The following is a 25,545-nucleotide window of genomic DNA, read 5'->3' on the forward strand; positions in this document are numbered from 1 at the left end:
ACTCGACCCTGCAAAGCCTGCTCTCCCTCGCTGAGCCGGGTTCCCGGCTGATGCAGAGTCATCTGCCGGTGGTTGAATCTCAATCACGAGATTCTTTTGGAACGGCACCTCTGCACTGAGCTGGCCATTTGTATTTGTCTCCCCGACTGACTCGTTATTAAAGAGGACTGTGACACCGCTTTGGGGTGAGCCACCGCGAGTCACAGTCACCGTGATGTTCTGGCCGGAAATCGGCTCTTTATTCACCGAGATATTGTACGCGGGTGTTGCGGACTCCTCTGTGGATTCAGTTTCTTCTGATTCCTCTTGCTGCTGAGATTGGTCGCCGCCCTCGTCGCTCGACGACCCTTGCGTTCCCTCTTGGCTTTCTGACCCACTGCTTTCTCCGTCGGAACTGCCACTTTGGCCTTGCTGACCCTGATCACCCTGCTGAGTTTGCTCTCCACCACTTCCGCTTTGTCCTTGCTGGCCACTGGATCCGCTCTGGCCCTGTTGTCCACTACTCCCGCTCTGGCCCTGTTGTCCACTACTCCCGCTCTGGCCCTGTTGTCCACTGCCGCCACTCTGTTGCCCTTCTTGACCACTCCCGCTACCTTGCTCCCCGCTCTGTCCTGAACCGCCACTGCCGGATTCTGAGCCGGAACCGCCTGACTTTGAGGGGCTCCCCTGGCTGGAAGGTGAATATGATTCGCCCTGAGAGGCTGGCGTATCCACGCCAGCAACCCCCTGTGCACGAGCACTGTCAAGTGCCTGTTCCTCCATTGTGGTTCGAGGACTCGGTGGTGTGGGATCGAACTGGACCCATCCCTCACCGGGGAAGTACACCTCGACCCAGGCATGCGCATTCATTTTCCGGACAACGATAGTCCCGTCATCGGTTTGCTGGCCCGGTGAGTAGCCGGTGACATAGCGGGCTGGGACGTCCTGGGTCCGCAACATCACGACCATCGCGGCGGCAAAGTACTGACAGTACCCACGATCCATGTCGAAAAGGAATGTATCGACGAAATTGGACGGTGCGTCGCGGGCCTTTAGCGAGTAATTCTTGTTTGCCTCCAGCCAACGCTCGATCTGAGCGGCTGTTTCGTACCGAGTATCAGCATCGCTCGTAAGACTGTCTGTCAGCACATCGACTCTGTCGGGCACACTGGCAGGCAGTTCGGTGTAGTGTTGGGCCAGTGCAGGTGGCGCGGTCCCGCCTGCCTGTCGAAGGGTTGCTGCAGTGGACGGTGGGAGCTGACTGGTGACCGTATAGCTCTCGTTGGTTTCGACTGTTTGGGTCGAAACGAGCCGTCCATCGTCCGTGATTCGACCGTACTCTGCACCGTCGATCAGCCGTTGTGGTCGCCACGCTGTCGGCAGTGTTTGCGCAGGGAGTGGTTGTTTGGCGGTGATTTCGTGGATGAAGCGGTCTCGGTTCGTTGATGGCGCCGGTACTGTCGGCCGATACTCAACCGTTCGCTGCCAACCGGTTCCCGTGTACCGGTCATATGCCATTGTCCGCCAGTATGCGGAAGTGTCGGCCTCCACGACAAACTGGACTTGTTGACTACCTTCCGACAAAGGCCCTCCGAGGGAGGTACGGTTCCCGCGTGACGGTCCGATGATGGATTGCTGTGACCGAGACGCCGAGCGGCCAGACTGCTGTCCACCCCCGCTTGATGCTGATTCCGAACTTTGCGTGCCCCCGCCCCCAGATTGCCCGTTCTGCCCTTTGTCAGATGAATTAGTACCTGCCCCCCCGGAGCCTTGCGTTGAATTGGTGGTTTCATTCCTGCCTGCACTTCCGCTCCCAGTCGAGGAGCTTGCTGTACTGTTATTATCACTCTCAGAGGGCGAAGGGGTACTGACATTTCGATCGGGTGCGTTTCGACATCGGTCCGATTCAGGGGGTTCTGGCGTGGGCGTTCCGATATCACGGTCGCGGACGGACGTGTACTGGACCGGAGTGTCCTGTTGCTGATCATGGGTGGCGGTTTGCACACCATAGACACAGGAAGTGCCGCCACTCTCCGGTCCCGGTCCCGTTCCCGGACCCGAAGTTGAACCTGAACCGGAGCCGGGTGAGACGCGCGTTGCCTCTCCGGGCCTCGATTGGCCACCGCTACTGCCACCGGCCCCTGCCCCGGGTGTTCTCATTCCATCCGCAGTTCCAACACCACTTGTCCCGCCCCCGCTCTGTGGCTCAGGTGTTCCACTGTCGCCAAGCCCACTATTGACGCCTCCATCAGCAAGCGGAACCCCAAAAAGTGACGACGCCAGGACAATCGTTCCAATACAGAGTGCTGATAACCCCGCCCCCGAGAGGTCCCGCGACATTATCCGATGTGTTGTATTTCAGAAGGGTAAATCATTCGACTTGAATGATGGATTGAATTAGCAACGATTCGGTTCTGATGTTTCTGAGAAGCACCTTCGTTTGTTGCACTGCCCATCTGGTGGCTCAGTTCCCTATTGTAACCCTTCATCAACTGGATGGCTGGAGCCGTACGAAAGCGACACGGTGGCTTCAAGCGGGCGACGGGTGTACTTGGGGTCAGGATGGTCTCCGAGGCCGAGATCGAGCGCCTCCGGCTGGAAGCTGACACGATCATGACCCGCTACCAGACCGTCGAGGAGGCACTCCGAGAGGCGCGCAACGAACCCGGCGACCATTGGGACGATGGGGAGCTCACGGTCACACTGGAGACCCCGAAGGGCGAGGCTATCGATGTCGTGCTGGATCTCGATCAAGATCCAGCGGCCAACGCCCAAGAGCGCTACGAACGGGTGAAGGAGTTGGAAGCCGAACTCGAACAGCAACAGGCCGTCGTCGGCCATCTGGCCCCACTACCGGCCGATCCAGTGGCATATCGCATTCTGTATCACCTCGACACGGTCGAGGGGAACTATCCGCGCTCGATGGCGGGTCACCTTGATGCCGAGCGGAAACAGGTCGAAGCACTGTGCGAAAAGATGGAAACGGCTGGTCTCCTGGAACGCGTCGAGTCGGGGACAGTCAAGCAACGCCGCGTGAAAGCTAAGAAGGCCGACGAGGTCCGCCAGCACCACACCTACTACCGGCTCTCACGGGAGGGCGATCACCTCCTGCGCTTTCTGGCAGAACGGGACGGGAAGAAGAACGTCCTCCGGCACTTGCCAGACGGGCAGACGATCGCAAAGCGACTCGCTCGTGGTGGCCCCGATTACCCGCGGATGACCGCCGAGGAACTGGCGATGGACTTTGAGTATGTCCGCCACCTGTACCGAGCGTTGCGACGCGTGGGGTTGGTGACCACCTATGAGGGGAGTACGATCAAGGCCAGCGAGCGCAAGCTGAAACCCAAAGACGAGACCCACCGCAAGCACACCTACTACGTGACGACATCCGTGGCTGACGAACTGCTGCGGGAGTTAAACGAGTAGGAGAGGCCGTTTCCTGCAGACTTAGACGAGTTGTCTCTCGGCGGGAAAGATCGTTTAGAGAGGGTTCTGGAGGATACATCACCAAACATAATCAGTCAATCCATCCTCACACCAGCGACAGGGTGACAGTAGCTGTAACCGAGACCTGCTTACCTGCCTCTGCCAGAGGGACTGCCGTATTATCGAATATCAGGTATCGTGTGGAGAGTGGCTCCAATTCAGTCGTCTGCGTCCCAGCTGACTGCAGCAAGATGTCCTCAGATGAGAGCGAGCCAACGCTGTCGCCATTGGTATATCGCTCAAACTCAATGGTATCGAGAAGGAACACGTCAATATTGGCATCTCCTGTTACCTCGAACTCATAGGATAATTCGGCTCGCTGGCTGGGCCGAGCCTCAAAGCCAGCATAGTAATCGGTCGGAATCTCGAATGTCTCTGTCACCGATTCATTCGCAATTGCTGACTTAATCCGGTGCTGGCGGACAGTTCTCTTCCCCTTGTTCACAGCGTCATCGAGGGCGGACCCACTTTCGTCGCCACCGCGAGCCGCCTCATCGCCGCTCTTGGACCCAGCCTCAATGACTTCGTCACTACCACGGGCGAGCAAGGTCGCCGCTTCGTCTCCAAACTTTGCTCCCGCGGCGACTAGTCCAGCAGCCAAATAGAGTATCCCACGCCGTTTGCTCGCCATTATTATAGCTGCTGACTATCCGTTGTATCGGGTGAATAAAATTTCGACTAAGACGGACTTCTTTATCGAGGACATCGGCCTACAGTAGCATGGTCACGAAACCATAGACCAAGATAACAACCCCCATTCCAAGTAATAACCCAGTGACGGCACGGAGCGAATTTGTACTTTCACGATCACCAAACATCTGTGTGGTTCCATCGACACCACCTGGCACCAGTAGTAGACCGCCGACGACCAGCGAAAGAATTCCCTGAAATACAGGCTCCCAGAGCAGATAGGCAAGCATCGTCAGTATCCCACCCAGATACATCGTGGTACAACGTGCACAGAGGCCAAAATAGCGTCCTCGATAGCAAAACGACCGAGACGGATCAGAATGACACAGGGGATATGACCGAAATATCTGTGATGCTCGAAATAGACGCTCCATAAGATCAGTCATTCGTCTCTTCCTAGTGGCTCACCACAGTCGTTGCAGTAGTTGTTGTGCTGGGGATTTTGCCATCCGCAGTCAGGGCAGACTCGCTTTGTCTCCGTCGACGAGATCCCTGACGAGTCATCGTCCATGTTCTCAATGGCGAAATGGATGAATCCTCTCCCAGGTTTCGTAAATCCGGCAAGGTATCCAAGACCAATGATACCTGCCAGAACACTAATCACAACCTGTCCATTGAGCATGAGAAGTAACTGTATTATCGGTGTGGCAAAGAGAATAGCACCGATGGCCCACCGTTTCCATCGAGGAATTTCCTTAAACGGGTGGGTATCTCGTTTATTTGCGTTAAATTCCTCAACCTTTTCATGAAACGGTTTCTCGCTCATAGCTCCTCGCCGCAGTCGTTACAGTAGTTATTGTGCTGTGGGTTCTGCCAGCCACAATTTGAACAGACAGTCTTGGGTTTTGAGTTAGAGGTGGATTGCTGGTGTTGTTGGTCATTCTGCATTTCCTCGCGGAATTTCGCTCCTGAATCCGTCGCCAACATCCACGCAACACCACCGAAAATCAGCCCAATCACTACAAATCCACTCCCTGGTTGCATGGGATTCGCTAAAGCTCCGAGAATCCCACCCCCAATAAGCGCCACAGCCACGATTGTCCACTGTTGCTGTGAATCTAACTGATCTCGGAACGAACTACTCATCGCTATCGGTGTTTCCAGATTTAAAGGAATACCCACAGTCTCCACAGTAATCTGCTTCGCGTGGGTTTTCTATCCCACACTCGGGACAGATCCTCTTTGGCTCATCGCTATCGTCTCCTAGATTCAAAGTCTGTTGTTGCTGTTGTTGTTGCTGGCAACAGCAGCCAACAACCCCCAGTCCAAGCATGGAGAAAACAGAACCCGCAGCCCACAGTGACTCAGCAACTACCATGCGAGAAACCGCGGTGGTCTGTCACATAAAATTAGCGGTCAGTTCATTTCACAATGTTGTCCTTGATTATTGTACCCCATATGATTGATATATTATCATTCCTCAGCCATCTGTGCTTATCGGCGTCGGTCGGCCCCAACCGATCGCCAGGGGTCCAGATACTTCTTACAGGATGGATATGGTATTTAGAATCTGAAACAGGTGACACCATTACCACTCTTTTCCAGATTCCATTTCGTGATATGGTTCAGATGAGGGTTATACATTGGTGGCATAGCGACAGTTTCTGGGCCTGTTACGGCTAAACCAAAGAGGAAATTATTCTCAATTCCGTCTCTGAACGACGCCCAATTCACCGAGGTTCTGGACTACTACCGTTATCAGTTTTTATTGCCCACAGTCGTTGTCCTTCCCGTCATCTTCACTACCACCGAGGCCCTCGACCCACCCTTTTACAGCATCTTTAGTTTCACAGGCTGCCTTTCCAATGTCTTTCTTGCCAAAGCCTTCAGTAGAATTCTGAATATCTTCGAGATGTTTCTTCGTCGCATTCTCCACGGCACGCAACCCATGTTTTCCTCTGTCATTAATAGTGTCTCCCACTGAGTCAATCTGAGATTTATTCGGGAAGCTATCGGGTAGTTGGCTCCCGTTCCAACCCTGTTTCTGGGCGAGCCATTGCCAGTCAACTTGATTCTGTTCTATCCCCATGACACCGAGGTCATGAATGAGTTTGTCCGTCGTCCCATACATCGCGGTTTTGAGACCAGCATATACCTCACTCATCCCGAGTCCGAGGCATCGGTTTCCACAGAATCGACGGAGTCGCCAGAGCCCAATCTTGCGTGCTTGGTTCGTGGCTATGCCTGTCGTACGGAATGCAGGTTTGTAGAAGACATTTGATTGGATTAACGCAACGTCAACACCGAACATCATCGCTGACCATTGGAACCGTTGAATCGCTGTCTCATTTTGATACTCTGCCGCGTCACAAGCTGCATCAGCCAACCGATTGTATGATCCAATGAGTGGGAGATATTTCGTCGCAGTTCCTACCCCATCGCGGATATCATTGAACTTCGCAGTTGGAATTTCGTTCGTAAACCATTCGTTTGCAATCTCAGCTGAGTATGCCAGACGTCGAGTTGATTTCTTAGAGTCCTTTCCGCTCCTTTTGATGTCTTTCAGGGTGATTTCTCTGTCTACGTCTTGGTGAATGTTGCAAGTCTTATTTGCTGCTGTAATCAGTGTAGACCGACGCTCGCTTTCGGACCCTGTGAGATTTGCAGTGAAATTAGAAACGACAGTGATGACTATTTCTTTCTCATTTTTCTTGAGACCTGCTGAATCGGGTTCCGCATCAGAGACAGAGATCTCTTCCACAGCTGGCTTTGGAGTTGCTACTGCTGATTGATTATCGGCAGGAATGCTGCCCCCGCCACCACCCATCATTGGTCCAGATTTTGTCGATGGAGATCCTGTTGCACCAAGTATGACCAAGAGAGCTATGGCACCGATGCCAAGAATACGCCATACTTCATCAGACATTCTTTAATTCTGTTACGATGAGAGACATCTTAAGGCTGAGTAGACCATGGTGAAAGTGTATGCAGACTATCTGAACTCCCTTTCTGAAGTTAGTCTTAATGACACTTACTCCAAGCAGTATTGAATTGAAACGTAATAGTATTCTCAACCTCTGTATCCCGAACGCTGGTCTTGACAGAGTCTGTTAAATTCTCACCAAGATAGTGGATCGTCAGCCTGTATTGATACTCTGAACTCTGTGGCAATTTTTCTCTGATACCTTCCTGAATTTCTCTATTCAGGGGGGAGAGCCTTCTTTACCACCAACCGGAACCGTTAGCTATCAAATCCTTAAGAATCAAGTAGCAAGTATACAACTGAACATTTAGAATCCTGTGAATGTCTGATACCGAACCAAGCCTTGATGGACAACCCTCCCAGCGGTTCTCAGTTGGACAGAGAGTCATGGACCGAGATAAGGATGGGGAAACGAGTATGGTGATAATCCACCAAGCCGACACTGGTGCCAGCGAGTGGGATGTGCCCGGAACTGGCCAAACAGTCGCCGATTTCAATGATGGCTATCAATCAGATGCTCTGGTCAGTGTAGTGGTTTTTGAGCAGGCACTTTCAGATGAGATCCCGGACTGGGAATCAATCGACAGGGCGGATCTCTGGGATACGGTCCAGGACACGACAGTGGATCACTATGCCTATCCTGAACCTCGCCTCATTCGTGCGACAGCAAGCTTGCCGTCGAACATTGAGACGTATCATGAACTCATCTGTTACCAGTATGCCCGGTTGATCCAATTGGCTGCTGACGTAACGCATGAAGGCTTTCTGTGGAAACGATATAGCCAGCTGAAAGACGGTGAGTATGAAATGGCCTCCATTACGAAGGAAGATAAATACCAGCTTCAGGAGGATTTCGGCGTCTGTATCTACTGCAAAACGGAAGCCGAAACGACATTTGACCATGTCATACCGACTGCACAAGGTGGATCGGATACGATCAGCAACCAGGTTCCTGCCTGCCAATCTTGTAACTCCTCGAAAGGGGATGCAGATGTCATTGACTGGTGCAAAGAGCGCGGGGAACCTGTGCCACGAATCGTCTGGGGAAAGTACCTCAAGCAGTATCGTGACCAGCTAGCGGACGCGGGTACACTGGATGATGAACTGACCGAAAACGACCGCGAGCGGTGGGACGGAGTCGAAATTCAGCGAACTGTCACTGACAGGATCCGGAAACGGTACTCCGGGTGACGTTGAAGCGGTGCCGAACAACATAGTGGCCACCGGTGGCCATGTCACCACTTTACCTAACACATGAAGGCTCAATTTTAGCTGACACAATTATTAAATGTCTGTCCTACGATAGTGTCAGTAGTGGTTTCATTCGCTCCGGAGTACCGCGATTTTGATGAATACGCGAGTGCTCACCTAGAAAATAAACCCACATTGGAACAGCTCCTCCTGATGGATAGTGAGTTGGCCAATTACGTTCATCTCTCGCGGTACATTGGCCCGCTGCATCCTGCAGATCTCCCTGCTATGCGAACTGCGTACGACGAGCGGTTCTCTGAATTTGTCGAAGATCGACTCAGCGGCGTTAATCAAGCCTCTATTGCCGACTCTGAAAGTACAGAATTCGCCCGATTCCGTGAAAGCATCGCTGAGTTGAACAAGAAGCTTGCAAACCAGTATACCGATTCTGTGGATGTCCTCTCGGAGTCAGCAGAGCGGCTGTTGACGAAACATCTCCGCCGACAGGGATTGGACCCGAGCCAGATGGAACTCGATCACATGAGCCGTGATGGGACGCTCTACATCCTCGAACTCTACGCGACCGCAATCCAGCAGGAAGTATACGGGAACTCGAATCTGCTATCGGAGCTCCAGAGCGCCATCGACGAATACAATGAGTTCGACCATGACGACCTCGTCGACTCGCTAAAATATCCAGTCTTGATGGTTTCACTGTGGAAAAACCAGCAGGAAGGACTCAAAGAATGGCTTTCTGCGGGTCGACATGGTGTCCTCGAGATGGCCACAGCTACCGGGAAAACGGTCGCCGGAATCGGTGCGATAGCTCATCTCTGTGGCGTCCTCCCGAATCATGACTTTGACGTCTGGGGGACTGACGAACGAACAGAGAATGGTTCTGTGGCTGTCATCGCTCACTCGAACGCAATACTCAGCCAGTGGGAGCGCGAAATCCGCGATCTATTGGGACTAAACGTCGCTGGTGCGGATACGTCCGGACAGCCGGACGAACTCACGTTCTCGACCGGAACGGTCGAATTCCACACCATTCACTCACTCCAACCAAGATATGGTGGTCCTCCCGACAAAACGTACGATCTCGTCATCTGTGACGAGGCCCACCACTACTCCAATACAAGTGACGGTGGTTTCGGTGCTGCACTCAACCAGATCCAGACCAAGGCGCTTCTTGGATTGTCTGCAACTCTTGGAAGAGAAGGCGGAAAGAAGCGCCAAGAGCTTGAGTCTCTCCTCGGTGATGTCGTCTACACCTACTCTGTTGAGGACGCTCAGGAACACGGGATTATCCCTGATTTTGAGTGGACAGTCCACCCGACACCGCTTGAAGCATCTGAGGCAAATGAGTGGGAACAGAAGACTAACCGCATCACGAATCTGTTCAAACAGGTTCGGTACTCCGACCGCTCAACCAAGCTTCTCCGGAATCTCGATGTCCCATTCACGGAATTCCAGGACTTAGGCGACTTCATCCGTGCGCATAAGGCAGCAAATATCGAGAGAGACACTGTCCCCGATTCGTGGGAGAACCTGCACGCAGCGATTATGAGCCGGAACATGATCCGGCATCGTTCACGCCCGAAACTTGATGCTGCGATTGACCTCGCCGAAGAGTACCTTACTGCTGACGGCGACGGCATCAAGATCGTGATGTTCACCATGAACATCGACATGGTCGAAGAAATTGAAGAACAACTATCTCGTGTCTGTGATGACGTGTATGCGGTCCACAGCCAGGTTGAGTCCTCGAGCAAAAAGAAGGACAAGACCGTTCGAAGACGGATTGATCAGTTCAAAGCCGCCGACAATGGTGTATTGATTGCACCAAAACTGCTTGACGAGGGAATCGACGTACCCGACGCAGAAGTGGGAATCAACGTCGCTGGGACAAAAACTGAACTCCAGCTCATTCAGCGGATGGGTCGTATTCTTCGACGACACGCCGACCAGCGTCCGCACTTTCATCACTATGTTGCTGTCCCCGAGGATCAGCACTTGGATGGTATTGACGACAAGGCGTTTGCCCAGCAGCTCCACTGGGTGCGAGAGCTTGGAGAGAGAATCAGCCAACAACCCGACTTCGAATCGGCCGCTATCGATCCGGAAATCGTCAATCGTGCCAAACGCCGTGGAAACGAACTCTGGGCCGAAGAACTCGCCGAAGAGGAGTCTGTTGAAACAATAGACGGGCCACTCAATCTTCAGGAGATCATCGACTCAATATCGGTCAAGGCGGCGAACGCACTGCTAGAGTCGCTGGCCTTCGACAGTCAAGGACTGTCCGAACAGCAGTGGGAAGGGGCGATGCAGACAGTTCGGAAAGAAACTGTTCTTGCACCGAGCAACCTCCAGCAACTCTGGTGGTTGTATCCGATTTATCAAGATGACCCCATCCAACTCAAGCGCCTGCTTACCGTCGCTCGCGAAAAGCAGACGGACATCGAGTCGCTCGATATCAGCAGTTCGTCAGACGATACGGAGGGTAGTTCATCGGGTTCGGGGCCATCCTCATCAGAGTCAGGATCTGGATCCCAAATCAAGGCCCCACCAGAATCAGGAGCCAAGTACACGACTGGGAAGAGTTCAAATCATTCCGCTAACAGTGGTGATTCTGAGCAGACTGTGCCGGAAAGTGATGCAATTCCATCTGATCTCGACGAACGTGACCTCAAGCGCATTCACGAGGTGGCAGACATGGCACCAACGAAGAACGCAGACCTTTGTTCAACATGGGGATACGATTCCGGTTCTGAACTCTATGGGTATCTCCGAAATAGCCTCACCAATTATCTTGAACGTAATGGAAACGGGCTCATAGTCTTGAATGACGCAGGTCTGAAACTCGTTTCCGTTACTACACCGCCGACCGAAATTTGATCCGGGGGAACTACCGGTAGAAGCAATTTATGGGCTTAGAAATCTATATTCCGAGCCCTTACGTTTGTATACTTCACCAAGCAAGAATTTGCACATTCCATTCCCGCAGCACGTGACACAGATGAGGAAATGAAGGCCATGGTGATATCGCTAAGCATGGCGGGATTTCACGGTCCTATGGCTCACGTTGCGGTGTGTACAAAAATCTAAGAACTAACTCATGGCCCCTTCATAATAGACCAAATCTCAGCGACCGTCCAGATGACGATGGGTTCATGAATAGTCTCTATCCCAACATCGAAGGGTAGTTTCTTAACTGCGTTATTCATTTGACCTGATAATGGGTGGACAGTACGATGAGGCAGGTCTCGATGTTGGAAAGGAACAGTGGTACTGTACTCACTTTTTGGTAGACCAGTATGATCGTGCAAGAGATTGGGAGTCGGTCAGAGCCGCGCACGATCACACTGCCGAGATTACCAGTGAATTGTTGGAAGCCTTTCTGGAGGCAGAGTCGTTCGATACTCAGGAACTTACAGCACTCAAATCAGTAGTCCAGGTTTCGAGAACAATCGGTGCTGAAAGCACGATTGAGCGTATTCGAGACACAGGTATTGACTCTCCCAAATTAGAGAGCGTCATAGAAGCGATTCAGGACAGTGAGCAAAGCGGAATCGTTGGCGGGACTGCCTACCCCGCGAGCGTTCCGAACAGTGACACCGAACGGACACTTCTCGAATCCTTCGGAACCTTGCTCGACGAATCAGCTACGGATGAGGAACTGGATAATGCAGTTGCGAAGGTTTTGGAGCTGGATTTGAAGAATGTTGGTCTTGGGACGCTTTCGCCGATATTTTCACTGCTTCATCCAGAGCGTTATCCGATCGTAAACGACCAAACTACGAGTGCGCTTGATATTTGTCTCGGAATTGATATTCCAGAAGACTCACAGCGATATTTTGATGCGATCGAGATATTCGAAGCTGTGCGGAGTGACTTTGGGTTCCGCGACCACTACCGACATCTGGATAACTTCTGTTTCTGGGTCAACGGCGCTACGGATACGACTGAGTGGTATGCGGCAAACGACATCCCCAATCGGTCGGTCTGGCAACTTAACGCCGGTCATCAGTCCGATGGCGGGCCGGATGAGCTATGGCCTGCTTGGAAAGAGTACGGTGTCTGTTCGATCGGCTGGAATATCGGTGATCTCTCAGAACTCACGGACGATGAGATTGCAGATCAAACAGCCAAATACGATGGCGAGCGGGTAGCCGACTACCTTCGACGTTTTCATGACGAACTCTCTGCCGGAGAGATCATCATCGCAAAGGATGGTGGTGATCTGCTTGGGATCGGCGTTCTTGATGGGGATGGATATTGGTACGACGATACGTATCTTGACGAGCGGGTCGATGAGGTATCGGTGAGTCACGCACACTACCGATCTGTCGAATGGATAGCTGACCCATCCAGGGATCAGCCGCGAACTCAGGAGTGGGAGACAGAAACTGGTCTCTCCCCGCGGCCAACGTTAGATCGGACAAACGCATTCGAGGAACTTCGATGGGCGCTGGCAAACCGTGAACCGGACCTCGGTGACGATCTGATCAAACTCGAACGACGAAGTCGTGACATCAGAAACAGTGCTATTGGACCGGATAAGGATTGGATCGAAGAAGAATCGAGTTCTCGGATTGCGGACTATTACTGGGTCAAGCAGAACAACAATCCGGCAGAAATTCAAGGTGAGTATCTTGAGGCAGAACTCGACGACTATTGGGCCCATGATCTACGGAAGCTCGAACCAGGTGATACGGTAATCCATTATCGAGAGGGTGAGTTGCTCGGGTCATCCACGGTCTCTACACCAGCATATCGGATCTCGAAGGACGATACCGAGTACCAGCGGGTTGACGTTGATTTTGAACGGTTTGAATCGCCGGTCAGCTTTGCAGCGATCTTCGAGCAATTGCTCCAGGATGACTACCGATTCGAACGTCACAATCCGGTGAACCCGCAGGGAGTAAACCAAGACTATCTGTTCCCACTTCCGGACACCGCAGGACAATATCTTCTCGAACAGGGGAGGGCAGTTGCCGACGATAACCGGATCGAGGATCTCATTTCGAGTCCGAGGTTCACTCCGGACATTCCGCGGGGACTCTACTACCCACCGGAGCAGGCAGCGCAACTAACGGCCCAGATGCGAGCAGCCATCAATTCAGGCAAACACCTCATCTTCACTGGACCTCCTGGAACCGGGAAATCAGAGATTGCTGAAGGGGTCTGCGAACACGCAGTTATGAACGATGCTGTTGATGACTGGATCTTCACAACGGCGACCTCGGAGTGGACTGCATATGATACAGTTGGCGGCTATATGCCCGCTCAGGATGGTGCAGGTGACGGCCTCGAATTCTCTCCCGGGCAGTTCCTCCGTTGTTTCCGCTCCCGTGAGGGCGATGTTGTGAATCGTTGGCTGGTCATCGACGAGCTCAATCGCTCGGATATCGATAAGGCGTTTGGCCAACTGTTCTCGGTACTGACAGGTGATTCTGTAGAGTTACCATATGAAGGGTCAGCTGAGGACGGACCTGTCCGTATCGAGTGGGTTGACGACGACATCGGGGTGGACGAGCGCTCTCGTATTGCTAAGAGCGCGGACCGGTATCCGATGACTCCCTCATGGCGGCTCGTCGGAACGATGAATACCGCGGACAAGGCGTCGCTGTACGAGATGTCCTATGCGTTCATGCGCCGGTTTGCATTCATTCATGTTGGGATTCCACGTGCACGGACTGAGGAGGGCTATGCCAAACAATGGCTGTTCGACCCAGGATATGAATCCGACGCGGATCCAAGCAACTACGCCGGAGCGTGGCTTGCAGCTGCCGACCTCGATGAACAGGAGGGGCTTCGAAGGACGCTCGAGAACCTCGCTGCACCGCTTGCGGTACTGTGGGCAAACATTTCTACACACCGGTCAATCGGTCCTGCGATACTCCACGATATCGTCACCTATGTCGATGCCTACGAAATGGAGGGTGGCGCAACTGGTACAGCACTCACTGACGCGGTTATCGCGCTGGTACTGCCACAGCTGGAGGGAATGCGACCCGATGAACGGAATGCACTCCTCAAAGGGCTCGACACCTCGCGGGAACGATTACTGGACCCCAATGGTGATGAGGAATCGATCGCCTCCGGGCGGACTCCTGGATTGGAAACAGAGCGTCTGTATCGCACAGCGGAGGATATGTTTGGTATCGATCTGACTGATGAGCAAGACCAGTCGTAACACACTCGCAGAGACGGTTCAGCGCGATTTAATCGCCTACCTCGGCAGAGGCCGACCGATCAATCAGCAGGCGGTAACCGAGCAACTGGATCCGACTGGGCTCTCGATTAGCGATTTCGACCGACTCAAACGCATTCACTTTGCGCTCTCGGAGCCCGTTCGAGACTATATCAATGATCTGCCGGAACGACTGCGTCGGATACGGACTGCGAACAACGTCGAACGCGAGCACATTCGGGGCGAGGTTCGGGGGGCAGTCGATTGGGGCCAGACATTCCGAACTCGGTACGCAGAAAATCCAGAGGACCGGTCGAAGTTCGTCACACGATCACCTTATACCGAATACCAACTGCCGGAGAATATCCTCCTGAAGACTCTCCTGAGTATCCTCGTGGAAACGGTCAAGACGGATCTATCGGCAATTGATCAATCGTGGCGACGCAACGCATGGTCAGACGCCGATGTGGAGGCATTTGTTCGACGTGTCTCTCGGAACATCCACCTCGAACGGATCGACGCTGATGCGGACACACCGGTCAAGGCGACACACGTTGAGGCTGCTCGACGGTCCAGACAGCCGCTATACTACGAAGCCTACGAGCTCTTTCAGCAGTACGATAGACTGCGGAACAACGAGTTTGGTGACCCACGTGTCCGGGAGATACTGTTCAACACGCTCTATGTGCCCGACACTGCAACGCTGTTTGAGCTTGCTTGTGTATTTAGGCTTCTTCGTAGTTTAGAAGACGAATATGCGGTGATGCTGCACCCAATCGAGGCTGGGAGTGGTGCAATTGCAGAGATTCGAACTGACCGCTGGCAGATCGAAGTCTTTCACGACGAGTCGGGACCGTTGACATTCAAAGAGTCACTGCCAGAGAGCCCCACTGACGAGTATCTCCGCCGGTACGAGAGAGTCCTCGATCGGCATCAAGAGTTTCTGGGGCGTGAAAACCGTCGCCCCCTCTACCGCGGCCGTCCAGATCTTGTGATCATCGTCAGTGAACGGGAAACCGACGATGAGACACCGCAGAAGATTGTCCTCGGCGAATTCAAACACTCCGCAAGTCATAGCGTGTTCTCGGACGCTGTCCAAGAACTGTTTGAGTATCTTGAGTACGCTCGGTATGAGAAAACCGCGGGTCATTCTGATTCAGATGAGAGCTACGTGGTAGATGACGGATCAATTGATTTAGCTGGGCTCGTGATCACGGATGGACACCCATCCAAGGATACACAGGATGATGTCATGCATCTCGATTACCGATCGATAGCAGACGAAGTTGAGTCCGGAGATATATTTAACTATTAACGTTTCCAGGTCAATACCCGTTCAGGCCCCTTGTACGGGGATTCTTGGACTGAACGAATACGGAATCGATATTTTTGTTGGTGAGAAGATGGTGGAGTACATGGATACAATTGCCATGAGAAGTCGAGAGTCCCAGTCACCAATAACTCCGCTTTGCCAGGGCAAATGGATACACAGGGCCGCTATCATTATCTCGTAGTTGAAGGCCTGCCTCTGTGAGTGTCCACCGTGAATTGACCGTCCCGTCGACTAATAGGACAGGGTCTGAAGGAATAGACCCTTTCACATCGAAGACGTCCTTGACGTTCCAACGTTTCTGATATGAATTCGCCAGCTCGTGCTGCGGGTCGGTTTGTTCGACCTTTTGAAGGGCTGTTTCATAAGGGAGATCCAGTCCCTCCGCGATTCGTGAGGCCAAGTTAGCGACCTGATCATCTTCACTACGTGATGGCACAGCCGTCACCCAAGTGGGCATAGGTGTCGGCTCCCAGACGGTCTGGATGTGGTTAACTGCAGCCTTAACCAATTCTTGGCTGTACGGTTCACCAGCTCCATGCTGTTCCCGTACGAGGTGACCGAGCCCCGGATCTCCATATACCGTCAGGGCGCGACCATCTTCTGGTTTACGTGATTCAGCAATCTTCGAGCGGCCTCCATCGCGGCTTGGATCGTAGTATCGTGCTGAAATCACGCTCCAAGAAGCCGACCGATAGTGCTCGACTGCCTCATCGACGAGTCCCTCATCATGTACCGTCGATGGCAAGAACTCGCCAGCACAGTTGGCACACTGGCCACATGGGGCCTCCATCGTGCCGTCGAGCACATCGTCAATAAACTTTGTCAGGCACGTATCTGTGTCGACGAACTCCTGGATTTGCGCCAGTTCTCGCCAGCGTTGTTCTGTGATTGACTCGAACCGCTCGTAGTCATATTCCCAGTCCTTAGAGGTTCGTTTGATTCCGTCATCGACATTGAGCACTGCATTCTCGACGCGCAGAATGTCCAGACACTTCGTGGCCACCTTCCATGAGACGTTCGTCCGTTTCAGGACTTCATACTTGTACAAGGCTTCATCACTTTCTTCAACGGTCTGCAGGACGGCTTCGAAGTCTGCCGGTTCAGGAAAGGCTTCTTCAATAAAATACTCCGCAATCTCGTCATCCTCCTCACCGGAAAGCATGACGGCATACGCTTCATCCAACCTGCGTCCAGCACGACCGATCTCTTGGTAGTATCTGATGAGGTTCGGCGGACGCTGAAAGTGGACAACCCACCCAAGATCAGGCTTGTTGAATCCCATTCCAAGAGCGTTCGTCGCAACGAGTGCGTCGACGTCATTTGCTAATAATTGAGCCTCAAGTTCTTCTCGGTGATCCCCCTCCATCCCGCCGTGATAGGGCTTTGCAGTGAGTCCCTGCTGCGTCAACCATGTTGCAACCATCTCGACCTCGTCAGTGGTCAGACAATAGACGATTCCAGCTGATGGTAATTCTTCGAGATTCTCCGCGAGCCACGCAAGTCGAGTGGCTCGTGAGTCCATGGTGATAGTCTGGATTCGCAGTGACTCTCGAACAAGTGCGCCCCGGATCACCCGCAGGTCCGGCACTTGCGAGGTGACGTCATCAACAACGCGGTCGTTCGCTGTTGCGGTGGTCGCTGCAACTGGAATGTCACTCCGGAACTCCTGAAGAATGCGTTTGATTCGCCGGTAGTCGGGTCGGAAATCATGGCCCCAGTCGGAGATACAATGAGCTTCATCGATGACGAGCAGCCCTATGTCTTCGTCCATTTCCATAATAACATCCTCTCGAAAATCCTGTTTCGCAAGTCGCTCTGGTGAAATGAGAAGGATATCACACTGACCCTCGACGACGCGCTGTTTTGCTTCAGCCCATTCCTCAGTGTTGTTCGAGTTGATTGTCCAAGCATTGAGACCCAACTGTTCTTCCGCGTCTTCAATCTGATTCCGCATCAGTGCCAGCAACGGGCTGATGATGAGTGTTGGCCCTGCACCACGCTCTCGTAACAATTTGGTCGCAATAAAGTAGACCGTGCTTTTCCCCCAACCCGTGCGCTGAACGAGCAACTGCCGCTCCTGATCGTTTACGAGACCATCAATCGCCTCCCATTGGTGTGGTCGAAATTCTGCTTCCGGACCAATGCTTTGCTCCAATAACTGCTGTGCCTCCGCTCTTGACACATGGCCCGACGAATCAGTCACGAATGCGTACTCTCTCCCCGCTGCTTATTGATTCTGGGGATGGCTCGCCTGAGTGATAAGCTGTTGTGGCCGATAAGACTCTCCTTCCCTAATGCGGCCTCGTTGGAACTGTAGCTTGATTCTCGCCTGCACATCCAACTATACTGTGATAGATTGAATTTGCGAGGTCAAATTGGAAAACCAATTCCAAAAATATGGGATGAATTTTAATCGGCTGCCGATTGCGGTTGTACACCCCTAGTTTGAGACGATACCTTCGTTCCGGAATTAGAACGGAAAAGTTGGTCGTCTCGTGGTTGTGATATTGTTCAGTGCGAAAGACAATGAGTTAGCGAGGTTATGTGGCTAAGTCCACTGCAAACTCAGTCAGACGATACCGACGAGGGGATCGCCGGAAAACAATCCGACCATAGTTGTCTTTCTTCTGAACACCTTCGCTCTCCTCAATTGCATCAACAGCCGCGTTGAGTTTCTTCAGACGATCGCCCTCTCGGAGATAGTCTTCGACGTCGCTTGGTTGGATGTCGAATTCCGTGGCTAGAATTGATCGGATTGTTGGGCCGGCGCCATCAGGCAGAGCAATCTGGTCCCCCTCGTGCACATCATCGACAGAGATGAGCTGATCATCCATATGTGTCACCATATGGTCTATGAGATTCTCCATTTCTGCCTCGATTGTCGCTTCAACCTCGCCATTGATGATTTCATCGCGCCGCTCACTGATAACATAAGTTGACGGTTCCGGGTGCTGTGACTCTTCGAGGATATCAATAGCTACGAGATTCTGAATAGCCGTCTGAGATGAATGGGAGAATGCAATTGATTCTGCAATCTCATTAGTCGTTTTACCCTCGTTCTCAGGCCCGATTCCTGCCTCATATAGCATTTTAGCGACTGCAATTTGGTCTTGGATGGTTTCCGCATCTGGATTTTCGCCACGGATGTAATCTGCCAGTGCAGCTGTCTCCTCTTTCAGGTCAGGCTCACTCTCTTTGTTGGGCCGAGGTGCATCCGCATATTTTTTAATTTCTGCTGTTGTTTCCAACATCTCATACATGTCCTGCAAAGTGCCTTCTGCCCCAAGGAGATCAAACTCATCGAGTAGGTCTCGACCCTCTTCAGTGAGCCCATAGAACGTCCATGGGAGATCGCGCTTTCGCTCATCTTTCGGGAGCGTCCGCTCTTCAACAACCCCGTTCTCAATTAAGACCTCCAGGTGCTCACGGATTGTACTCTTGCTTTTACTTGGGTTCACATAATCCAACTCTTTGAGGGTTGGCAGCTGCTCAGGATGCGACAGAATATTCTGAATCAACACAAACCGCGTCTCCTGTGTAACAACATTGAGCTGCTGACGTCGGCTTTCAATCTCTTCCTTAGGACCATTCGTCGTGTCGGGATAATCGTGGTGTGCGTTGTGGAACATGGATTCTAATTCTCGTTGTGGTTCCCGCCTGCTGTAGCTCCTCCGGCACCACAGTGATGCCTCTGTTGCTTGGATGGGGTTGGCTACAAGCTCCCCATCCCGGAGCCGGTACTGGTTTGCTACGGGCTGTCACTGGGGAACCGATCCAGTCCGTGGGTACGGACTCCGTAGTGGGAGGTTCCCCGATGTACTCTGATGTAACGTCTAGAAGCACTTAAACATTGTGGCAAAGACCAAATTGGTCTAAACCGATGTGGTCGTAAGTGTTTTAATTAACTCTCCCGTACACGCGTACAATGACAGATCCTCCATCGGAGCGAGAAATTGCCGAGCGCGCTCAAGGGCACGCTCACCAACCTCTAACACCGGCAGAGTATGAAGCCCTCATGCACTTTCGCGCGCAGTGGGCGGAACTGGTCACCAATGCTGGGACTCGGTTTTTCGTGCTCGGGAGTTTCGCTGATGCTGATGTTGACCGGGTGAATGATTTGAAAAGTACAATCAACGACTTTTCAGCGGACTGTGTCGCTTACCGAATGGACGACTTCTTGGAGGACATCGATCTCAACCTCAATTCGATTCTGAAATTCAAGCTCATTGCTGATGGCTCCGATTATATCCTCGGTGTCTGTGAGCATGACAAAGGTGGTCAACTCATTGAACATGGTCTCTTGATTGAATCCCGCTCCTACATACAGAAGGCACGATTGCTGAAACGAACGTATCCTCCCGATTTAGAGAAGCAACGATACAGTTGGATGCAGTCATTAGGTGTCTTTGAAATATTTGACTACTATGGACAGCTCTACGAGTGGGAAACCGTGCCTGAGTACCAGTCACTCGTCGAAGGGCTTGTTGATGACCTGGTGTAGTTCGATGTAGCGGCTCCTCTGCAGGCGTATTTTCCACGTGAACGACACGGAGACCCTAGCTATCGGATGTTCACCGTCAGAAAATTGCATTGTTGAATATCAGTACGGGGCCCCGTCGAATCTTGGAGTAGCTGTGACTCATCCACATTTAGGTCAACCTCCACTCATCACATGCTCATCCGACTGTTCCAGTCGTCACTGAGTGGGCGGTGGAGCATCACGAACAATAGCTGGAGGTATCTGCCTAGACACCGGCGCCATTGGTGATCAAGTTGCCGTCGAGGGGCGTATAATCTCGCCCGGTGTCGAAGTGTGGTCGTTCCTCTCGCAGAGAGTTGTAGAATTAACCAACTTGCCGAATGCTTGGTGGAATGTTGGTTAGGCTGGAGCACGGAGTCACATCTGCGACTACATTCCCTGAACTATCGGCACCAACTTACAGAAATGAACAACGCCCTGAGCGACTCCACTTCTGCCGACTAACAATTATCCTTTTCCAGCATCAGCAATCCAACAATTAGGTATACGAGGGCCAGTGACTATGTTGAATAATGCCATCGGATCGACTCCGCAAATTGGTTTATGACCAATATGGTGAAGCCTGCGTGATTTGTGGGCGGAACCCAGAAGGCTGGCGCCATTGTCGCAAGCAAGAGGAACTTAGCCTGCATCATATCGATGGTGATGAAACGAACGATGAGATAGAAAACCTGATACCAGTCTGTCAAAGCTGTCACAAATTGATCCATAGACTCGATCGGCCACCGTATCGGTTCTATCACCGGCAGCTCCCTCATGAGTCCCGAAATGCAATTAATCAGCATACGTCAAAAGCCTACGAGGGGCCCAGACTGACCCGTCAGAAGGCGATTGAGAAACACGGAAATGAGACGGCAAAGCCTGAAAGCACGAGATATGAGAAGTACGAGGACTGGGAATTCAATCCCTCGGAGTATCCACTCTACTATCACAGCATCTCTTGATTAGACGTAACTGCCATGACCATCAGACGAAAGCCCACCAGTCGTGAATACCGTTCAGAGGAATAAAGGAACATAATTGCACAGTTAGCGAAAGTTGTCCAACGCTGACTGCTGGCCCTGCGTCGCCTTGAGATCCCCCCGATAAAGCTGCTGCCCATCGTAGACAATGCCATCGTCGTATGAGATTCGGTCCGGGTGATCAATGCTGTCTGCAACGTAATAGACGGTATATTCGTCCCGATGACGCATTTCTGTGAATGGATTTTCCCACACTCGCTCAATGTGAGTCTGCACAAATCGATCGTACCGCTCAAGATCGGTTAAGGCGTCACGAACATCTCCTGAACGCACCCGCATGTCCATTGTCTCATCGAGCCAATTCTTGAGTTCTGAGCCCTCGAAAATGGGCAGGTATGCATCGGTAGCAAAGGTGCTGAGTTTGGCGGCCAATTGACCTACTGACGCCCGGCATGTCTCTGGGTGACTCCCATGGGCAGTCATGTGACACTCCCGGCAAAGTGTTTGCAGGTTCTCGAGATCGTCCGTACCGCCCGCGAACTGTGGGGTACTGTGGTCCACGTGTAGCTCAACGTCACCCTCAATCCCACCAAGAGCACCGCACTCTTGACATTCGAAATCATCCCGTTCGAGTGTTTGTTTCCGCTTGTGTTCCCAGCCTGAGGATGCATTTCTTGTTGTCCGTCCGTACCCACCAGCCGATTGTCCGGTACTGACGATATACCCGTTAAACCTGGATTTGTCGTGATCCGCAGACTGGAGCCGAAGTGCTTTCTCGCCGAGCGTGCTAAGGCGAAGGGTCGCGAGTTGGGCTTGTCCTTGGGATTGGTATGTGAGCTCGTCTGCAAAATCACTATCCGAGTTCTCTACCAGTCGTTTGATCGGAGAGTTTTCATCGATGGCCGACTCCTTTATTGCGACACGGTACTCTCTGCTATCCTCCATCGATCACAGATTGTGTGTTCGGTTCTGAAAAGTCCTCCTGTGACTGAAACAGGGTGCGTCATGGATGCGGCAAGAAGATACTAACTGAGAAGCTGTCAGGAGGAAGTGAAGCCATTGTGGGACACTCCTGATGTGGATGGGCATATCGTTTCAGTTGTGCCGTGTGTACCCAGTCGAGTTCCAAGCTGAACGATCATGCCACGAATCCCATCCAATCCATCCCTTTCTGAGCAAATTCAACAATGCCATTCACCGATTTGCTTGATCGATTGACCCCTTTCTTTTATTGAACCGACAGGAGTACTGGACAGCGAATGAGTAGCGATTTAGATGACGACCTCGTAACAGTGTGGGCAATTGGCGAAAACGGAAACTGGGAATCCTATCGAGATGCGGGAATTATCACGCTCGGGTATAAACGTTCATGCAGGGACCTAACCGGCGTCCAGTCAATGGAAGAACTGAAACGCCGTGTTGAGCTTGATTTCTCTCCAGCAGAGGCCAGTCCGGATAGCAATACCAAATCGGCCATGCTGTTTCGCTTCGCCAACAGTGTCGAACCGGGAGATATCGTTATCGCAAAAAACGGGACCGCTACTCCAAAAGGACTCGGTGTCGTTGCGAGTGCGTATCAATTTGACCCTACGTTCCCACCGGGTGGCTCTGAAGACTGCCACTACCGGTGGGTGCGCTGGATGGTCGACTTGACCGAAGGCGATGTGGACATCACACTCTCCGATACACAGTTCTCCCAGAGTACCGAGGTAAGGGAGAAACGGGATACGTATGAAGAGATTCGAGATGCAGTGGAAGATCTTGAGGAGTCAACGGACGGCTTGCTTCCGATCGAAATCGACCAATTAGAGAAAGTGGCAGAATCCACAGCAGCGCGGTGCTCTGATCCGGACGCAATTACTCCCGAACAGGCAACAGTCAACCACTTATTTGAGAATTACGGCGGTGGCGGAGGTGCCTTCGTCGATAATCTCGAGCATAGTGTTGGAGGGCCCCTTTCGGAGGAGCTTCGCGAAGAATTACAACAAATTGTCACGGACCACACTGTCACTGATTCCAATGTCCTACGCGCTCTCAGATCTGAGCAACTGACCGCCTGGGCTAGTCCGAGTTCAAACGATCGAGAGTATGCGGCACTTCGGCCAGGGGATTGGGTTGTACACGTCTGTGGAGGCGGAGACACAACAGCCCGGTATTTACAACGAATTGATGTCGTCCCGATGAATCTGCCCAAACCCATCCGAGAGGAGATCGGCAGTGCGATATTTGAGGGGGAATCATACGATCAGTTGTTCTTTTCGACGACGCCAGTGGTGGAGTTGGATATTCCGAACGATGAGTTCATGGACCAGATTAAAGCTGCGAGCAGTGTAGGCGACGACAGTCCCTACAAACTGGATGTCACCGGGTTCTTCCAGCAAATCCGGCCAGAAGTCACATATCAGGGTGGGGGCGCTCGGAATCTACTCGAAACGGCCTTAGACACCTGGGACCAGCAACTACCTGCCAATACACAGAAGGCCACAATCAACACCGACGACATGTTCACACCACTTGGGCTCAGCGAGAGGAGCGAAGATACCGACCCTGTGGCCCCTACTAGTGTGTCTAAACTTGATGATGCGGACACTCATTTCATTCTGGCCACCGACTCAGGACGATATAAAGACGAAATCGAGTCTCACTATCATTTCACTACGAGTAGCCCCGGCCATGATCAACTCCGGACTGCAATGGAGAGTGGCCAGGTCTCATTCGTTGGTCTACGGAAACAGGACGCGGGATGGGTGTTCGATTCAGTAGGCCGCATTACCGATATCACGGAAGAAGGGGCTGATGACGAGACACACTTCTATGCTGCCACAGAAGACGTAGCGTTCATCGACCCAGTCCCACTGGAAGCAGTAAATCCACTGATCGAGAAGGGCGAGATCCGCCGACGGCCTATTAACAAGATCCGACAGGCCGATCTGGAGATGATACTGCAGTGGCACTACGGGCCCGGCGTACAGGCAGCAGCACAGTTACTAGACCGAGAGGCTGCTGATCGTTACACTGAGGCGTTCGCGCATCTGGTTGCTGGACGGAATCTCATTTTTTATGGCCCGCCTGGGACTGGTAAGACATATACGGCAAAACAATTGCTTGAGGCCGTCTGTGACCCGCCAAAGACCAACATCGAGACTGCTAATGCCGAATGGACGAACTACGATATTGTTGGTGGGTGGGCACCAGGTCCCGATAGCGAACCTGGAGATCAATCTGCACAAGAGCGGGCCAATTGGCATGCTAAAGAGGGTATCATTTCTGCTTCAGCACGGGATTGCCAAAACGCGCTCGAGCAGCGCAATCGCCCGAACTGGTTGCTCATAGATGAGATCAATCGGGCGAACCTTGATCAGGCGTTTGGCGATGTATTCACTTTGCTTGATCTCGACTACAGAGCACAGAAACAACTCACCTATGCCGATTCGTCCCAGTCAGTGCCAAATGCCTTCCGGATTCTGGCAACACAGAACACGTCCGACCTCGCACAACTGTTCTCGCTCGGGTACGCGTTCCGCCGCCGGTTTGCATTCGTCGAAGTGCCATCCGAACTTGGAAGCGGATCCACAGCCGACACAAGTGAGATTGAACTTACAGACGTCTCTCTGGAACCGACTGGGGCACTCGCTGCGATCGATTCTGAACTTAAGATGCAGATCGAAGAGATGGCGACAAAGCGACTCAGCTATGCAGAACAGACCGAACAGTCTGGACAGACCAGGAATAACACTCCAGCAATCGACCCGGCAGCGATTTTCCCTCAGTTTGCCAGTCCACCCCGGATTGAGAATGCACTGACAGCCATCAAGGACCGGAGCCTGGCGCTGGAGGGGGGCGATTGCATTGAGACGGTCCTTTCCGTGGCGACGGCAGCTACTCAGCGAGACGTCGTCGATATTGGGAAGGCGATCGTGATGGATGTTATCGCATACGTACTGGCGTATGAACTGGCCTTCCCCGGTGAAGCAGATGCAACGACTGTGGATGAAGGCTGCTGTGCCTACCTGGTCCCCCAGTTTGAGACAGTCATGAGCGAACTCCGGCAGGCAGATGCGCTCAATCAGGATAATAATACACGAAAATCTTTCCGCGAAGTGATCAAACTAACAGAAGAACTCGGTCTTGATCAGACCGCTGGACGACTCGCCGCGGCTCTTGAATCCAACCGGATCTTCGGATGAGCATGTCGATCACGATTCGCACCTATCAGGACCATGAGATCGGCGAGTTTGACCAACTTTC

General features: G+C 52.5%; 17 protein-coding genes and 1 pseudogene. 8 read left to right on the forward strand and 10 right to left on the reverse strand.

Annotation, left to right across the window (positions count from 1 at the left end):
• Positions 1–242 precede the first annotated feature (242 nt).
• On the reverse strand, positions 243–623 hold the full coding sequence (locus ACOZ4N_RS00055) for a hypothetical protein (protein WP_424016272.1): 381 nt from the start codon (positions 621–623) through the stop codon (positions 243–245).
• 175 nt (positions 624–798) lie between these two features.
• Positions 799–2,319 (reverse strand): annotated as a pseudogene (locus ACOZ4N_RS00060) (transglutaminaseTgpA domain-containing protein); the annotation flags it as partial.
• Positions 2,320–2,541: 222 nt separating this feature from the next.
• Here ACOZ4N_RS00060 and ACOZ4N_RS00065 point away from each other — a divergent pair.
• Entirely contained in the window at positions 2,542–3,405 is an 864-nt protein-coding gene (locus ACOZ4N_RS00065) for a DUF2250 domain-containing protein (protein WP_424016197.1), read from the forward strand.
• A gap of 106 nt (positions 3,406–3,511) precedes the next feature.
• On the opposite strand, the gene ACOZ4N_RS00070 is transcribed toward ACOZ4N_RS00065, so the two are convergent.
• The 5 genes from ACOZ4N_RS00070 to ACOZ4N_RS00090 form a co-directional block, all read right to left on the reverse strand.
• A complete protein-coding gene (locus tag ACOZ4N_RS00070; RefSeq protein WP_424016198.1) occupies positions 3,512–4,096 on the reverse strand; it encodes a hypothetical protein in 585 nt (194 codons plus the stop codon).
• Positions 4,097–4,175: 79 nt separating this feature from the next.
• On the reverse strand, positions 4,176–4,541 hold the full coding sequence (locus ACOZ4N_RS00075) for a DUF2085 domain-containing protein (protein WP_424016199.1): 366 nt from the start codon (positions 4,539–4,541) through the stop codon (positions 4,176–4,178).
• Positions 4,538–4,921, reverse strand: a complete 384-nt coding sequence (locus ACOZ4N_RS00080; protein WP_424016200.1) for a hypothetical protein — start codon at positions 4,919–4,921, stop codon at positions 4,538–4,540. Before ACOZ4N_RS00080 ends, ACOZ4N_RS00075 begins: the two co-directional genes overlap by 4 nt.
• A gap of 312 nt (positions 4,922–5,233) precedes the next feature.
• Entirely contained in the window at positions 5,234–5,473 is a 240-nt protein-coding gene (locus ACOZ4N_RS00085) for a hypothetical protein (protein WP_424016201.1), read from the reverse strand.
• Positions 5,474–5,860: 387 nt separating this feature from the next.
• On the reverse strand, positions 5,861–7,021 hold the full coding sequence (locus tag ACOZ4N_RS00090) for a hypothetical protein (RefSeq protein ID WP_424016202.1): 1,161 nt from the start codon (positions 7,019–7,021) through the stop codon (positions 5,861–5,863).
• Between the two features lie 444 nt (positions 7,022–7,465).
• On the opposite strand from ACOZ4N_RS00090, the gene ACOZ4N_RS00095 reads away from it, so the two are divergent.
• From ACOZ4N_RS00095 to ACOZ4N_RS00110, 4 genes are all read left to right on the forward strand, one after another.
• Entirely contained in the window at positions 7,466–8,269 is an 804-nt protein-coding gene (locus tag ACOZ4N_RS00095; protein WP_424016203.1) for an HNH endonuclease, read from the forward strand.
• A gap of 123 nt (positions 8,270–8,392) precedes the next feature.
• Complete coding sequence (locus tag ACOZ4N_RS00100; protein WP_424016204.1) at positions 8,393–11,164, forward strand: DUF5797 family protein; 2,772 nt, start codon at positions 8,393–8,395, stop codon at positions 11,162–11,164.
• A gap of 340 nt (positions 11,165–11,504) precedes the next feature.
• Positions 11,505–14,465: an AAA family ATPase gene (locus tag ACOZ4N_RS00105; protein ID WP_424016205.1), complete on the forward strand. Its 2,961-nt coding sequence runs from the start codon at positions 11,505–11,507 to the stop codon at positions 14,463–14,465.
• Entirely contained in the window at positions 14,446–15,777 is a 1,332-nt protein-coding gene (locus tag ACOZ4N_RS00110; RefSeq protein ID WP_424016206.1) for a hypothetical protein, read from the forward strand. The genes ACOZ4N_RS00105 and ACOZ4N_RS00110 overlap by 20 nt, the downstream gene beginning before the upstream one ends.
• A 136-nt stretch (positions 15,778–15,913) precedes the next feature.
• Here ACOZ4N_RS00110 and ACOZ4N_RS00115 read toward each other — a convergent pair whose 3' ends face one another.
• Complete coding sequence (locus ACOZ4N_RS00115; RefSeq protein ID WP_424016207.1) at positions 15,914–17,998, reverse strand: RecQ family ATP-dependent DNA helicase; 2,085 nt, start codon at positions 17,996–17,998, stop codon at positions 15,914–15,916.
• A gap of 337 nt (positions 17,999–18,335) precedes the next feature.
• Positions 18,336–19,424: a winged helix-turn-helix domain-containing protein gene (locus ACOZ4N_RS00120; protein WP_424016208.1), complete on the reverse strand. Its 1,089-nt coding sequence runs from the start codon at positions 19,422–19,424 to the stop codon at positions 18,336–18,338.
• Positions 19,425–19,720: 296 nt separating this feature from the next.
• Here ACOZ4N_RS00120 and ACOZ4N_RS00125 point away from each other — a divergent pair, with 296 nt between their 5' ends.
• The gene (locus ACOZ4N_RS00125) at positions 19,721–20,296 is read left to right on the forward strand and encodes a hypothetical protein (protein ID WP_424016209.1); all 576 of its coding nucleotides are present in this window, start codon (positions 19,721–19,723) and stop codon (positions 20,294–20,296) included.
• A gap of 551 nt (positions 20,297–20,847) precedes the next feature.
• Positions 20,848–21,279, forward strand: coding sequence for an HNH endonuclease (locus tag ACOZ4N_RS00130; RefSeq protein ID WP_424016210.1), 432 nt, complete (start codon positions 20,848–20,850; stop codon positions 21,277–21,279).
• Between the two features lie 84 nt (positions 21,280–21,363).
• Here the strand turns inward: ACOZ4N_RS00130 and ACOZ4N_RS00135 are convergent, their stop codons facing one another.
• Positions 21,364–22,242, reverse strand: a complete 879-nt coding sequence (locus ACOZ4N_RS00135) for an HNH endonuclease (RefSeq protein WP_424016211.1) — start codon at positions 22,240–22,242, stop codon at positions 21,364–21,366.
• Between the two features lie 314 nt (positions 22,243–22,556).
• On the opposite strand from ACOZ4N_RS00135, the gene ACOZ4N_RS00140 reads away from it, so the two are divergent.
• Positions 22,557–25,484: an AAA family ATPase gene (locus tag ACOZ4N_RS00140; protein WP_424016212.1), complete on the forward strand. Its 2,928-nt coding sequence runs from the start codon at positions 22,557–22,559 to the stop codon at positions 25,482–25,484.
• Positions 25,485–25,545 lie beyond the last annotated feature (61 nt).

The sequence above is a fragment of the Halorientalis pallida genome, assembly GCF_049605515.1.
GTDB classification, from domain to species: Archaea; Halobacteriota; Halobacteria; order Halobacteriales; family Haloarculaceae; genus Halorientalis; species Halorientalis pallida_A.

Excerpts from the sequence above, each read along its gene's own strand:
- ACOZ4N_RS00110 (WP_424016206.1), top strand. The coding sequence starts at position 14,446 with ATGAGCAAGACCAGTCGTAACACACTCGCAGAGACGGTTCAGCGCGAT.
- ACOZ4N_RS00140 (WP_424016212.1), top strand. The coding sequence starts at position 22,557 with ATGAGTAGCGATTTAGATGACGACCTCGTAACAGTGTGGGCAATTGGC.
- ACOZ4N_RS00075 (WP_424016199.1), bottom strand. The coding sequence starts at position 4,541 with ATGACTGATCTTATGGAGCGTCTATTTCGAGCATCACAGATATTTCGG.
- ACOZ4N_RS00135 (WP_424016211.1), bottom strand. The coding sequence starts at position 22,242 with ATGGAGGATAGCAGAGAGTACCGTGTCGCAATAAAGGAGTCGGCCATC.
- ACOZ4N_RS00065 (WP_424016197.1), top strand. The coding sequence starts at position 2,542 with ATGGTCTCCGAGGCCGAGATCGAGCGCCTCCGGCTGGAAGCTGACACG.
- ACOZ4N_RS00080 (WP_424016200.1), bottom strand. The coding sequence starts at position 4,921 with ATGAGCGAGAAACCGTTTCATGAAAAGGTTGAGGAATTTAACGCAAAT.
- ACOZ4N_RS00085 (WP_424016201.1), bottom strand. The coding sequence starts at position 5,473 with ATGGTAGTTGCTGAGTCACTGTGGGCTGCGGGTTCTGTTTTCTCCATG.
- ACOZ4N_RS00105 (WP_424016205.1), top strand. The coding sequence starts at position 11,505 with ATGGGTGGACAGTACGATGAGGCAGGTCTCGATGTTGGAAAGGAACAG.
- ACOZ4N_RS00070 (WP_424016198.1), bottom strand. The coding sequence starts at position 4,096 with ATGGCGAGCAAACGGCGTGGGATACTCTATTTGGCTGCTGGACTAGTC.
- ACOZ4N_RS00120 (WP_424016208.1), bottom strand. The coding sequence starts at position 19,424 with ATGTTCCACAACGCACACCACGATTATCCCGACACGACGAATGGTCCT.
- ACOZ4N_RS00095 (WP_424016203.1), top strand. The coding sequence starts at position 7,466 with ATGGACCGAGATAAGGATGGGGAAACGAGTATGGTGATAATCCACCAA.
- ACOZ4N_RS00130 (WP_424016210.1), top strand. The coding sequence starts at position 20,848 with ATGCCATCGGATCGACTCCGCAAATTGGTTTATGACCAATATGGTGAA.
- ACOZ4N_RS00125 (WP_424016209.1), top strand. The coding sequence starts at position 19,721 with ATGACAGATCCTCCATCGGAGCGAGAAATTGCCGAGCGCGCTCAAGGG.
- ACOZ4N_RS00090 (WP_424016202.1), bottom strand. The coding sequence starts at position 7,021 with ATGTCTGATGAAGTATGGCGTATTCTTGGCATCGGTGCCATAGCTCTC.